Annotated in this window: 12 protein-coding genes; 10 read left to right on the plus strand and 2 right to left on the minus strand. The window is 69.8% G+C overall.

Annotation, left to right across the window (positions count from 1 at the left end):
- The 9 genes from VP06_RS21165 to ugpA form a co-directional block, all read left to right on the plus strand.
- On the plus strand, positions 1 to 391 hold a 391-nt coding region (locus VP06_RS21165), incomplete at its 5' end, for a Uma2 family endonuclease (RefSeq protein WP_048465765.1).
- A gap of 75 nt (positions 392 to 466) precedes the next feature.
- Positions 467 to 994, plus strand: coding sequence for a Uma2 family endonuclease (locus VP06_RS21170; RefSeq protein ID WP_082167535.1), 528 nt, complete (start codon positions 467 to 469; stop codon positions 992 to 994).
- 79 nt (positions 995 to 1,073) lie between these two features.
- Complete coding sequence (locus VP06_RS21175) at positions 1,074 to 2,069, plus strand: adenosine kinase (protein ID WP_048465767.1); 996 nt, start codon at positions 1,074 to 1,076, stop codon at positions 2,067 to 2,069.
- A 116-nt stretch (positions 2,070 to 2,185) separates the two neighbouring features.
- Positions 2,186 to 3,028 (plus strand): sn-glycerol-3-phosphate ABC transporter permease UgpE, encoded by an 843-nt coding sequence (ugpE, locus tag VP06_RS21180; RefSeq protein ID WP_048465768.1) that lies wholly within the window; start codon positions 2,186 to 2,188, stop codon positions 3,026 to 3,028.
- A gap of 28 nt (positions 3,029 to 3,056) precedes the next feature.
- Complete coding sequence (locus VP06_RS21185; RefSeq protein ID WP_048465769.1) at positions 3,057 to 4,109, plus strand: ABC transporter ATP-binding protein; 1,053 nt, start codon at positions 3,057 to 3,059, stop codon at positions 4,107 to 4,109.
- A gap of 127 nt (positions 4,110 to 4,236) precedes the next feature.
- On the plus strand, positions 4,237 to 5,409 hold the full coding sequence (locus tag VP06_RS21190) for a CaiB/BaiF CoA transferase family protein (protein WP_048465770.1): 1,173 nt from the start codon (positions 4,237 to 4,239) through the stop codon (positions 5,407 to 5,409).
- Positions 5,410 to 5,443: 34 nt separating this feature from the next.
- Entirely contained in the window at positions 5,444 to 7,120 is a 1,677-nt protein-coding gene (locus VP06_RS21195; RefSeq protein WP_048465771.1) for a thiamine pyrophosphate-binding protein, read from the plus strand.
- Positions 7,121 to 7,386: 266 nt separating this feature from the next.
- Positions 7,387 to 8,721, plus strand: coding sequence for a sn-glycerol-3-phosphate ABC transporter substrate-binding protein UgpB (gene ugpB, locus VP06_RS21200; RefSeq protein WP_048465772.1), 1,335 nt, complete (start codon positions 7,387 to 7,389; stop codon positions 8,719 to 8,721).
- Between the two features lie 4 nt (positions 8,722 to 8,725).
- The gene (gene ugpA, locus VP06_RS21205; RefSeq protein WP_048465773.1) at positions 8,726 to 9,610 is read left to right on the plus strand and encodes a sn-glycerol-3-phosphate ABC transporter permease UgpA; all 885 of its coding nucleotides are present in this window, start codon (positions 8,726 to 8,728) and stop codon (positions 9,608 to 9,610) included.
- Between the two features lie 379 nt (positions 9,611 to 9,989).
- Here ugpA and metW read toward each other — a convergent pair whose 3' ends face one another.
- A complete protein-coding gene (gene metW / locus VP06_RS21210; protein ID WP_048465774.1) occupies positions 9,990 to 10,649 on the minus strand; it encodes a methionine biosynthesis protein MetW in 660 nt (219 codons plus the stop codon).
- A complete protein-coding gene (gene metX, locus VP06_RS21215; protein ID WP_048465775.1) occupies positions 10,646 to 11,818 on the minus strand; it encodes a homoserine O-acetyltransferase MetX in 1,173 nt (390 codons plus the stop codon). The genes metW and metX overlap by 4 nt, the downstream gene beginning before the upstream one ends.
- A gap of 262 nt (positions 11,819 to 12,080) precedes the next feature.
- Here metX and VP06_RS21220 point away from each other — a divergent pair, with 262 nt between their 5' ends.
- The gene (locus tag VP06_RS21220; RefSeq protein ID WP_048465776.1) at positions 12,081 to 12,923 is read left to right on the plus strand and encodes a chorismate mutase; all 843 of its coding nucleotides are present in this window, start codon (positions 12,081 to 12,083) and stop codon (positions 12,921 to 12,923) included.

A 12,923-nucleotide genomic window follows, 5' to 3' on the forward strand; every position in this document is an offset into this window, starting at 1 on the left:
TCGCGGCCTGCGGGCGCTGGGTTCGTCCTGCGAGATGCTGCCGGACGGCATCACGGTGCGGATCGACGCCCACACCGCCTACGAACCGGATGCGCTGGTCTATTGCGGCCCCCGGATGGATCCCGACGCGATCGAGGCACCGCCCCCGGTGATCGTGGTCGAGGTGCTGTCGCCGGGAACCCGATCGGTCGATGCCGGCGCGAAGCTCGCCGGGTACTTCCTGCTCCCCAGCGTCGTGCATTATCTGCTGGTCGATCCCCGGCGGCCCTGCCTGATCCATCACCGCCGGACCGACGCGGCGATCGAGACCCGGATCGTCACGGACGGAATCCTGTCCCTCGACCCGCCCGGGATCACGCTGGCGGTGGACGACCTCTTCGGCGCGCGCTGACCTGCGTGCTACGGTGCCGGCGCAAGGACTGCCATCGACAGGGTCGACGCGATGAAGTCGCTTCCGCGGACGCGCATGAGCGTGGACGAGTATCTGGCCTGGAGCGAAACGAATCCGGGACGCTATGAACTCGTGCAGGGTGAGGTGTATGCGATGACACCGGAGCGCGTCCTGCACGCGGAGATCAAGGCAGCCGTCTATGTCACGCTGCGGCGCAGCACCCGGATGACCCCCTCGTCGTGTCGGGCCATGCCGGACGGCATGACGGTTCGGATCGATGCCCGCACCGCGTATGAGCCTGACGCGCTGGTCTATTGCGGACCGCGCCTCGACCCGGATTCGGTCGAGGTCCCCAACCCGATCATCGTCGTCGAAGTCCTGTCTCCCAGCACCCGCCGGATCGACGCGAGCGAGAAGCTCATCGGCTACTTCCAGGTCCCGAGCATCCACCATTACCTAATGGTCGACCCGGACCGGCGCATGGTCGTCCATCACCGCCGCACCGGCGGCGACATCGAGACCATATTCCTCCAGGACGGCACGCTGACGCTCGACCCGCCGGGCCTCGAAGTCCCGGTCGCGTCCCTGTTCGAGGAGCCGTGAGCGCGCGCTTGACCCTCCCGGCGGCGAATGCGACAGGCGCGCCAGTCTCTCTTTCCGCTCTTCCCGCGCGAGCCCCTGCATGACCGCCTCCCTCGACCTCCTCGTCCTCGGCAACGCCATCGTCGACGTGATGGCCCGCACCGACGAAGCCTTCCTGGTGCGCGAGGGCGTGCACAAGGGGGCCATGCAGCTCATCGACGAGGCGCGGGCCGAGCACCTGTTCCAGGTGATGGGTGCGGCCACGATCATCTCGGGCGGCTCGGGCGCCAACACGGCGGTGGGCGCCGCGTCGCTCGGCGCACGGGCGGGCTTCATCGGCAAGGTGCGCGACGACGAACTCGGGCGCCTCTTTTCCCACGACCTCAACGCCACCGGCGTGCGCTTCGGCGTCGCCCCGGCCACGGAGGGCCCGGCGACGGCCCGCTGCTTCGTGCTGGTGACGCCGGACGGCGAGCGCACGATGAACACCTATCTCGGCGCCTGCCAGGGCCTCTCCGCCTCGGACGTCGACGAGGAGACCGTGAGGAGCGCCCGCCACGTCTACCTCGAAGGCTACCTGTGGGACCCGCCGGCCGCCAAGGAGGCGTTCCGCAAGGCGGCCCAGATCGCGCACGGCGCCGGCAACATGGTGGCGCTCACCCTGTCGGACGCCTTCTGCGTCGACCGCTACCGCGACGAGTTCCTCGGCCTCATCCGTGACGGCAGTCTCGACATCCTGTTCGCCAATATCCACGAGTTGAAGAGCCTGTACCAGACCGCCGACGCCGACACGGCGCTGGCGGCGCTCCGCCAGGAGACGGGCCTGCTCGGAATCGTCACCCGCTCCGAGGAGGGCGCGCTGGTGGTCTCGGGGAACGACACCAAGTCCGTGCCGGCTTCGCCGGTGCGCGAGGTGGTCGACACGACCGGCGCCGGCGACCTGTTCGCTGCGGGCTTCCTCGCCGGTCTCGCCCGCGGCCTCGACCATGCCGATTGCGCCCGCCTCGGCGCCGTGGCGGCGGCGGAGGTGATCTCGCATCTCGGTGCCCGGCCGCAGGCGGACCTGAAGGCGCTGGCCGAGCAGGCGGGCCTGTAAAGGCTCCGGGCGGGCGGCGCTTCCGTCATAGCTTGAGCGATGAGAGGGAGCGTCGCACGCCCGTCACGCGGGTGCGGCACCGAGACGAAGACCCCATCCGCCAGGGAGCGGCCCCGTTGGTCGAGAACCGCCGATTCGGAAACCTGATCCCGCACCTCGTGCTCTGCCTCGGGGTCGGCATCGTGGTCTTCCCGGTCTACCTGGCGCTGATCGGCTCGACCCACGACGCCGCCACCATCGCCAACGGCCAGATGCCGCTCTGGCCGGGGAGCCACGGGCTCGAGACCTACCGGCGCGCGCTGACCGAATCCGGCATGGCCGGTGCACCGGTCGGGCTGATGCTGATCAACAGCACGATCATGGCGCTCGCCATCGCGCTGGGCAAGATCTCGATCTCGCTGCTCTCGGCCTATGCGCTGATCTACTTCAAGTTCCCGTTCCGGCAAACCGCCTTCTGGGCGATCTTCATCACCCTGATGCTGCCGGTCGAGGTGCGGATCTACCCGACCTACAAGGTCGCGGCCGACCTCCAGCTCCTCGACACCTATGCGGGCCTCGCCCTGCCGCTGATCGCCTCGGCGACGGCGACGCTGCTGTTTCGCCAGTTCTTCCTCACGGTGCCGAACGAGCTGGTCGAGGCGTCGCGCATCGACGGAGCCGGCCCGGTGCGGTTCTTCCTCGACACCCTGCTGCCGCTGTCGCGCACCACCATGGCGGCCCTGTTCGTGATCCAGTTCCTGTATGGCTGGAACCAGTATCTCTGGCCGCTGCTGGTCACCACCCGCGACGACATGCAGACGGTGGTGATCGGCCTGCGCAAGATGACCTCGATCACCGACCAGCTCACCGAGTGGCAGATCGTCATGGCGACCGCCGTGCTGGCGATGCTGCCGCCGGTCGGGGTGGTGTTCGCGATGCAGAAGCTGTTCGTCCGCGGCCTCGTGGAGACCGAGAAGTGACCGTCCTCCCACAATCCGGGTGCTTCTGATGGCCGGCCTCACCCTCGACACCCTGCGCAAGACCTATTCGGGTGGCGTCGACGCGGTGCGCGGCGTCTCGCTCGACGTGCCGGACGGCGCCTTCTGCGTCCTCGTCGGCCCCTCCGGCTGCGGCAAGTCCACCGTCCTGCGGATGATCGCCGGGCTGGAGACCGTGACCGCGGGGGCGATCACCATCGGGGGGCGGGTCGTCAACGACGTCGAGCCGGCCGAGCGCGACATCGCCATGGTGTTCCAGAACTACGCGCTCTACCCGCATATGCGCGTCTACGACAACCTCGCCTACGGGTTGCGCAACCGCGGCACGCCGAAGGCCGAGATCGAGACCCGGGTGACGGAGGCGGCGCGGCTCCTCGGCCTCGAGGCGATGCTGACGCGCTATCCGCGCCAGCTCTCCGGCGGCCAGCGCCAGCGCGTCGCCATGGGGCGGGCGATCGTGCGGAAACCCCAGGTCTTCCTGTTCGACGAGCCGCTGTCGAACCTCGACGCCAAGCTCCGGGTGCAGATGCGGGTCGAGATCCGCCGCCTCCAGCGCCAGCTCGGCGTCACCACGGTCTACGTCACCCACGACCAGGTCGAGGCGATGACGATGGCCGACCGGCTGGTGGTGATGAATGGCGGAGAGATCGAGCAGGTCGGCACCCCGATCGAGATCTACCGCCGCCCGGCGACCCGCTACGTCGCGACCTTCATGGGCTCGCCGCCGATGAACATCTTGGGCGCCGAGGCGGTGGCGGGCGGGGTGCGGATCGACGGGACGGTGATCCCGGTGGCCGGCATGACCGCCGGTACCGCCGTCGAGGCCGGCATCCGGCCGGAGGACCTGCGGATCGCCGAGGACGGCCTGCCCTTCCGCATCGCCTTCGTGGAGGAACTTGGCGCCACCCGCCTGCTGCATGGGCCGCTTGCCGGCACCGACGTGGCGGTGCAGGTGCCCGCCGGCTCCACCGCGCAGGAGGGCGACACGGTACGCCTGGCGATCGACGGGACCGCGCTCCACCTGTTCGACCCCGCCACCGGGCGGCGGCTGGCGCAGGGCTGACCGGAAGCGGGCGGGCTTTCCCGACGGCCAAGCCGCATCGTATGCACAGGCGGAGCGGATCCCGCGCAGGGGATCCCGGCGCCATCCCGCAAACGGGAGGCGCGCGTCGTTGGGAGGCGTTCTTTCCGTGCACAAACCCCTCGCCGGCATCAAGGTGCTCGAACTCGCCCGCATCCTGGCCGGTCCCTGGATCGGCCAGCTCCTGGCGGATCTCGGCGCCGACGTGGTCAAGGTCGAGCGGCCGGTCGTCGGCGACGACACCCGCAGCTGGGGCCCGCCCTTCGTCGAGGGCGCGGAGGGCGAGCGGCTCTCGGCCTCGTATTTCCACTCGACGAACCGCGGCAAGCGCTCGGTCGCGGCCGATTTCGAGACCGCCGAGGGCCAGGCCGTGGTGCGCAAGCTCGCCGCCCATGCCGACGTGGTGATCGAGAACTTCAAGGTCGGCGGCCTCAAGAAGTACGGGCTCGACCACGAGTCTCTCAGCGCCCTCAACCCGCGGCTGATCACCTGCTCGGTCACCGGCTTCGGCCAGGACGGGCCCTACGCGCCGCGCGCCGGCTACGACTTCATGATCCAGGGCCTCGGCGGGATCATGTCGCTCACCGGCGAGCCGGAGGGCGAGCCGGTCAAGACCGCGGTCGCCTTCGCGGATGTGTTCACCGGGGTCTACGGCACGGTGGCGATCCTCGCCGCCCTCCAGGGCCGGCACGCCACGGGCCAGGGCTGCCACATCGACATGGCGCTCCTCGACACGCAGGTCTCGGTGCTCGGCAACCAGGCTCTGGTCTACCTCGTCTCGGGCCTGCTGCCGCCGCGCATGGGCAACGAGCATACCAGCATCGTGCCCTACCAGGTCTTCCCGGCCGCGGACGGCCACATCATCGTCGCCTGCGGCAATGACGGGCAGTTCCAGAAGCTTTGCGGCGTGCTCGGCACCACCTGGCACCGCGACCCGGACTATGCGACCAATCCGGGCCGGGTGACGCACCGCGACGTGTTGATCCCGCTCATCGCGGCCGAAACCAGCCGCCACGCCAAGGCGGACCTGCTGGCGCGGCTCGGCGCCGTCAACGTGCCGGTCGGGCCGATCAACGACCTCGCCGAGGTGTTTTCCGACCCCCAGGTGGTCCATCGCGGGATGCGCCTCGACCTGCCCGACCCGCGGGCCAAGGGCGGCACGATCCCGAGCGTGCGCTCGCCGATCGTCATCGACGGGGTGCCGATGGCCGCCACGACCGCCTCGCCGCAGGTGGGGGATCACACGCAGAGCGTGCTGGCGGATCCGGCCTGGGGTGGGTGACGCACCGCGATCGATGCAGAGGAAGGACACGCCCATGACCGACGCCCCCCGCCCCCGCACCGGCGGGCAGATCCTGGTGGACCAGCTCGCCCGCCACGGCGTCGGCGACATCTTCTGCGTGCCCGGCGAGAGCTATCTCGCGGTGCTCGACGCGCTGCATGACGCCGAGATCCGCCTCACCGTCTGCCGGCAGGAGGGCGGGGCCGCCATGATGGCGGAGGCGCACGGCAAGCTGACGGGCCGGCCCGGCATCTGCTTTGTCACCCGCGGGCCCGGCGCCACCAACGCCGCGCCCGGCCTGCACATCGCCCGGCAGGATTCGACCCCGATGATCCTGTTCGTCGGCCAGATCGAGCGGGCGGCGCGGGAGCGCGAGGCGTTCCAGGAACTCGATTACCGGGCGGTGTTCGGCACCATCGCCAAATGGGTCACGGAGATCGACAGCGCCGACCGTCTCCCCGAGCTGATCGCCCGCGCCTTCCACGTCGCCACCGCCGGCCGGCCCGGCCCGGTGGTGATCGCCCTGCCCGAGGACATGCTGACCGAGACCGCCACGGTGGCGGACGCCCCCGCCTTCCGGCCGGTCGAGACCCATCCGGCCCTGTCGCAGATGGTCGCGCTGCAAACCATGCTGGCGCAGGCGGACAAACCCTTCGCGATCCTCGGCGGCAGCCGCTGGTCGGCGGAGGCGGTGCGGCGCTTCGCGCGCTTTGCCGATCTGTTCTCGCTGCCCGTCGCCTGCTCGTTCCGGCGCCAGGGCCATTTCCCGGCCGATCACCGCTGCTATGCCGGCGATCTCGGCCTCGGCGTCAACCCGACCCTGCTCGCCCGGATCAAGGACTCGGATCTGCTCCTCGTCGTCGGCGGTCGGCTGTCGGAGATTCCGTCCCAGGGCTACACCTTGCTGGACATCCCCGGCCCGCGCCAGCGCCTCGTCCACATCCATCCCGATCCCGAGGAACTCGGCCGCGTCTACAGCCCGGCGCTCGCCATCAATGCGAGCCCGACCGCCTTCGCGGCGGCGATCGAGACGGTGCAGCCGCCCCGCGCCCTGCCCTGGGCCGCCGGCACGGACGACCTGCACGCCGAGTATCTCGCCTGGAGCGATCCCACCCGGATCACCACGCCGGGCGCCCTCCAGATGGGCGGCGTGATGGCCCATCTGCGCGAGGTGCTGCCGGCGGATGCGATCCTGTGCAACGGGGCGGGCAACTTCGCCACCTGGGTCCACCGCTTCTGGCCGTTCCGGGCCCATGACGGCCAGCTTGCCCCGACCTCGGGCTCGATGGGCTACGGCGTGCCGGCGGCCGTCGGCGCCAAGCGCCTGCTGCCCGACCGCACCGTGGTGGTGGTGTCGGGCGACGGCGACTTCCTGATGAACGGCCAGGACTTCGCCACCGCCGTCCAGTACGATCTGCCCATCCTCGTCATCCTGGTCGATAACGGGATGTACGGCACGATCCGGATGCACCAGGAGCGCGAATATCCCGGCCGCGTCTCCGGCACCGCGCTCAAGAACCCCGATTTCGCCGCCTATGCCACCGCCTTCGGCGGCTATGGCGAGCGGGTCGAGCGCACCGAGGATTTCCCGGCGGCCCTGGCGCGGGCGCTTGGCTCGGGCCTGCCGGCGATCCTGCACTGCCCGATCGACCCCGAGGCGATCACCCCGACGACGACGATCCAGGCCCTGCGCGACAGGAAGCGGCCGTAGTCTTCGACGATGGCTGTCCTGCCAGCCTCCCGGTCATCCCGGGGCCGCGAACCGGAGCCCGGGATGACCGGGAGGGTTACAACCCCGTCCGTGATGTCGAAGCGATGCTCGCAACCTCCCTTGTCTGCCCGTCACGGTCGTGCTTAGCCAGCGATTAACACGCTGCCGGCCGCCCGAGACGGTGCGGACCGCGTGACCCCGGATCCTGTCGTCGGAGTGTCACGCCGGCCCCGCATGAGAAGCCGCACACGAGGAGACGACACCCGATGGCCCCCACGACGACCATCCGCATCGCGCTCGCCGGCCTCGGCCTGGCATCGGCGACCTTCGCAGCCGCGACCCCGGCGCTCGCCGTGACCGAGCTGCAATGGTGGCACGCGATGACGGGCGCCAACAACGACGCGGTCAACCGCCTCGCCGACGAGTTCAACGCCTCGCAGAGCGACTACAAGGTGGTGCCCACCTACAAGGGCAATTACGGCGAGACGCTGAATGCCGGCATCGCCGCCTTCCGGGCCGGCACCGCGCCGCACATCATGCAGGTGTTCGAGGTCGGCACCGCCACGATGATGGCGGCCAAGGGCGCGGTGAAGCCCGTCTACCAGCTGATGAAGGACGCGGGCGAGCCGTTCGACCCGCAAGCCTACCTGCCGGCCATCACCGGCTACTACTCGACGACCAAGGGCGAGATGCTCTCGTTCCCGTTCAACTCGTCGTCGATGGTGATGTGGGTCAACACCGACGCGCTGAAGGCGATCGGCGTCACCGAGCCGCCGAAGACTTGGCCGGAGCTGTTCGCCGCGGCCAAGAAGCTGACCCAGAACGGCTTCCCGAATTGCGGCTTCTCGACCACCTGGGTCACCTGGCTCAACATCGAGCAGCTCTCGGCCTGGCACAACGTGCCGGTGGCCACCAAGGCCAACGGCATGGACGGGCTCGACACGACGCTGGAGATCAACGGACCGGTGCAGGTGAAGCACCTCGGCAACCTCGCCGAGGCGCAGAAGGACAAGTCCTTCGACTATTCCGGCCGCTACGACAGCGGCTTCGGCCGCTTCACCGCCGGCGAGTGCCCGATCATGTTCGGCTCGTCCGGCTCCTACGGCAACGTCAAGGGCGCGGCGAAGTTCGCCTGGACCTCGGCGCCGATGCCCTATTATCCCGACGTTCCGGGCGCGCCGCAGAACAGCATCATCGGCGGCGCCTCCCTGTGGGTGATGGGCGGCAAGAAGCCCGACGAGTACAAGGGCGTGGCGAAGTTCTTCACCTTCCTGTCGGACACCGACCGGCAGGCGAAGCTGCACCAGACCACCGGCTACATGCCGATCACCAAGGCGGCCTACGAGAAGTCCAAGGCGGACGGCTTCTACGAGAAGAACCCGGCGCTCGAAGTGCCGATCAAGGAGCTGACCAACAAGCCGCCGACCGAGAATTCCCGAGGCCTGCGCCTCGGCAACCTGCCGCAGATGCGCGACATGTGGGCCGAGGAGATCGAGGCGACCCTGGCCGGCAAGAAGACCGCGAAGCAGGCCCTCGACGAGGCGGCGACCCGCGGCAACGCGATGCTGCGCCAGTTCGAGAAGCAGGCCGGCGGACGCTGATCGCATGGGTCCCGAGCGCGTCACCTTCGGAGGCCGGCTGCTGCCGGCGGCGCTGATCGCGCCGCAACTCCTGATCGTCGGCCTGTTCTTCTACTGGCCGGCGGTTCAGGCGGTCTGGCAGTCGTTCCAGATGCAGGACGCGTTCGGGCTCTCGACGGAGTTCGTCTGGTTCGAGAATTACCGGGCCCTGTTCACGGATCCGGGCTATTATCAGGCCCTCGTCACCACGCTGGTCTTCGCCGCGGCGGTGGCGGGGCTCTCCCTCGGCATCGCACTGCTGCTGGCCACGATGGCCGACCGGGAGATCCGGGGGGCGGGGATCTACCGGACCCTGCTGATCTGGCCCTACGCGGTGGCGCCGGCGGTGGCGGGCGTGCTGTTCGGCTTCCTGTTCCAGCCCGGCCTCGGGCTGATCGCCCGGGGGCTCACCCAGATCGGCATCCCGTGGAACCCGCTGCTCGACGGGAACCACGCCATGATCCTGGTGGTGATGGCGGCGGCCTGGAAGCAGATCTCCTACAACTTCCTGTTCTTCCTCGCCGGTCTCCAGGCGATCCCGCGAAGCGTGATCGAGGCGGCGGCGATCGACGGGGCCGGCCCGGCGCGGCGATTCTGGACCATCGTCTTCCCGCTGCTCTCGCCGACCACGTTCTTCCTGATGGTGGTCAACGTCGTCTATGCCTTCTGCGAGACGTTCGGCGTCATCGACGTGCTCACCCATGGCGGCCCGGGCCGAGCGACGCAGACCCTGGTCTACAAGGTCTACCAGGACGGCCGCATCGGCGCCGATCTCGGCGGCTCGGCCGCGCAGTCGGTGGTGCTGATGGCGATCGTGATCGGGCTGACCGCGATCCAGTTCCGCTACGTGGAGAAGCGGGTGGCGTATTGAGGGGAGCGGCGGCCACCGCTCCGGGCCCTCCGGACGAAGCCCCGCGTCATCGCCTTCCGTGACAGAAGACCAACGGTCGTTGGAAACCACTCTCGGTTCCGTTTTCTCATTGTTGCCAAGCCCTTGGCTTGATGTCGAAACCGAGAGACAGGTCAACGGCCCGATGCGTCAGCATCCTGAGCCGTTGGGATAAGCAGGGCATCCGGGACGCGCATCTCCCCACGATCGGGCGCCGGTGCCGCGTGCGCGACGCGGACCGCCCTCGCGATGAGCGAGCCGCCTTGCGAGCATCGGGCGGCCCATACGCCTGCCTGATGCCGGACACGATCGGGGCCGACGGGAGAGACCTCCCGTCGGCGCCACACGCGAGGGGCGCCCCTCACCCCCGCCGCAGCAGGAACACCCCCTGGGTGCCGACCAGGTTCCACACCCACCACGGCAGGGCGAAGCGCATCGGGTGGCCCGAGGCGTCGAGGGCCGAGGCCCGCTCGATCTGGGCACCGACGAGCCGGCACAGGCCGACGAAGTCGCGGATCGTGCAGTGATGGATGTTGGGGGTCTCGTACCAGGGATCCGGCAGGATGTCGGTCATCGGCATCCGGCCGCGCAGCAGCAGCTCGCTGCGCACCCGCCAATGGCCGAAATTCGGGAACGAGACGATCGCCCGCCGGCCGATGCGCAGGAGATGCTCCAGCACTTGCCGGGGCTGGCGCGTCGCCTGGATCGTCTGCGACAGGATCACGTAGTCGAAGGCGTCGTCCGGGTAGGCGGCGAGGTCGGTGTCGGCATCGCCCTGGATCACCGGCAGGCCGTGGGCGAGGCAGGCATTGACGCCTTCGCGCGACAGCTCGATGCCGCGGCCGTCGACACCGCGCCGATCGCGCAGGAGCGCCAGCAGCGAGCCGTCGCCGCAGCCGACGTCGAGGACCCGCGACCCGGGCTCGACGAGGTTGAGCATCACCAGATGGTCGATGCGCGAGGAGCCGGTGGCGTCCTGGGGCAGGATCGCCGGGGCGAGGGAGGCGGTGACGCTGCTCACAGGCCGCGCTCCCGGGCCGCCGCCGCGATGAAGCCCTTGGCCGCCGAGATCATCGCCGGCTCGTCGAGCAGGAAGGCGTCGTGGCCCTTGTCGCTCTCGACCTCGACGAAGGCGACCGGCGCCGCCGCGGCGTTGAGCGCGTGGACGATCGCCCGCGAATCGGCGGTCGGAAACAGCCAGTCGGAGGTGAAGGAGATGATGCAGAACCGGGTCTTGGTGCCCCGGAAGGCGTTGGCGAGGACGCCGTCATGGTCGGCGGCGAGGTCGAAGTAATCCATCGCCCGGGTGAGATACAGGTAGGCGTTGGCATCGAACCGCTCGACGAAGGTGATGCCCTGGTGGCGCAGGTAGCTCTCGATCTGGAAATCGGCGTCGAACGAGAAGGTCGGGGCGTCCCGGTCCTGGAGGCGGCGACCGAACTTGCGGTGGAGCGCCGGCTCGGACAGGTAGGTGATGTGGGCGCCCATCCGGGCGACGCCGAGCCCCTTGGCTGGCCGGGTGCCGACATCGAGATAGCGCCCGCCATGCCAGTTCGGATCGGCCAGGATCGCCTGCCGGCCGACCTCGTGGAAGGCGATGTTCTGGGCCGAGTGGCGCGCCCCCGTGGCGATCGGCATCGCGGAAAAGACCCGCTCGGGGTAGCTCGCCGCCCATTGCAGCACCTGCATCCCGCCCATCGAGCCGCCGATGCACAAGAACAGGTCCTTGATGCCGAGCCGGTCGAGCAGCATCGCCTGGCCGCGCACCATGTCGCGGATCGTCACCAGCGGGAAATCGAGCCCATAGGCCCGGCCGGTCGCCGGATTGAGCGAGGCCGGCCCGGTCGTGCCCATGCAGGAGCCGACGACGTTGGCGCAGATCACGAAGTAGCGGTCGGTGTCGACCGGCTTGCCGGGCCCGACCAGGCGCTCCCACCAGCCATCCTTGCCGGTCACCGGATGGGTGTTGGCGACATGCTGGTCGCCGGTCAGCGCGTGGCAGACCAGGACCGCGTTGCTGCGCGCCGCGTTGAGGGTGCCGGCCGTCTGGTAGGCGATCTGCCAGGGCGCCAGCTCCACGCCCGCATCCATCATGAGCGGCGCGTCGGCCTCGAACCGGGCGACGGGGCTCGTCGGCTCGTCCGCCTGGGAGGCGGGATCGAGGCCGGGCTTCCGGAGTGGTGTGGCCATGCTTCTCACGGGGCTGTCGCCGGGTGGCGGGCTTGAGACGAGGCGAAGGCGGCAAAAACCGGAGACGGTTCGTTCTCCAAACCGGACCGGCCGTTAAAGCGTCCAAAAATTCCGCTTCGACGGACGAGAGAGGTAGGGCTTCGCTGTCGCGTCGTCAATCGACGGAAGGATGTTCTCCCGGAGGCCCGGGCCATGCGGGCCCTGGCCCGCAGGCGCCCGGGATCGTAAGACGGATCTTCCCGCCGCCTCTCCCCGTAAAGCCATGACGTCGACCCCGCCCGCCGACCTCGCCGCCCTCCGGGCCGATATCGACCGCATCGATTCGGCGATGCACGACCTCCTGATGGAGCGCGGCCGGATCATCGACCGGCTGATCGCCGTCAAGAAGACCTCGGCCTCCGGCTCCGCCTTCCGGCCCGGCCGCGAGGCGTCGATGATGCGGATGATCGCCGAGCGCCACAAAGGTTTGCTCCCCCTCGACACGGTGGAGGGGATCTGGCGCGTCATCATCGCCACCTTCACCTACGTGCAGGCGCCGTTCGCGGTCCATGCCGACGTCTCGGGCGGCGACGCGCCGATGCGCGATTCGGCCCGGTTCCATTTCGGCTTCACGGTGCCGTACCGGCCGCATCCGAGCGCCGCCGCGGTGATCGCGGCCGTCGCCGCCTCGCGGGGCGATCTCGGGGTGTTCCGCCTCGACCAGGGGGTGACGGCCGGCGCCTGGTGGCGCCAGCTCGCCGGGCCGGGCCGCCCCAAGGTGATCGCGCGGCTGCCCTTCATCGAGCGGCCCGGCCACCCGGCCGGCACCCCGGTCTTCTGCATCGCCAAGCCCCTCGACGACCCGAACGCGGCTCAACGCGACTGGGTGCTCTACGCCGCCCGGTTCGACCGCTGGCGCGAGGACGCGGCGGAGGCGGTGTCCGAGCTGGGAGGGGAGATCGTGGCGAGCGCCGGCGTCAGCGGGGGCTTGAGCCAGCTCCTGGCGCTGCCCGGCCCCGTGAGCCCGGAGGAGGCGCAGGCGGCGCTCGCCGAGGCGGGGGCGGCGCCGGGCGCCTTCGAGGAGATCGGCAGCCACGCGGCGCGGTTCCGGGTGGAAGCAGCCTGA

Origin of the sequence: Methylobacterium aquaticum, from assembly GCF_001043915.1 — a bacterium.
GTDB classification, from domain to species: Bacteria; Pseudomonadota; Alphaproteobacteria; order Rhizobiales; family Beijerinckiaceae; genus Methylobacterium; species Methylobacterium aquaticum.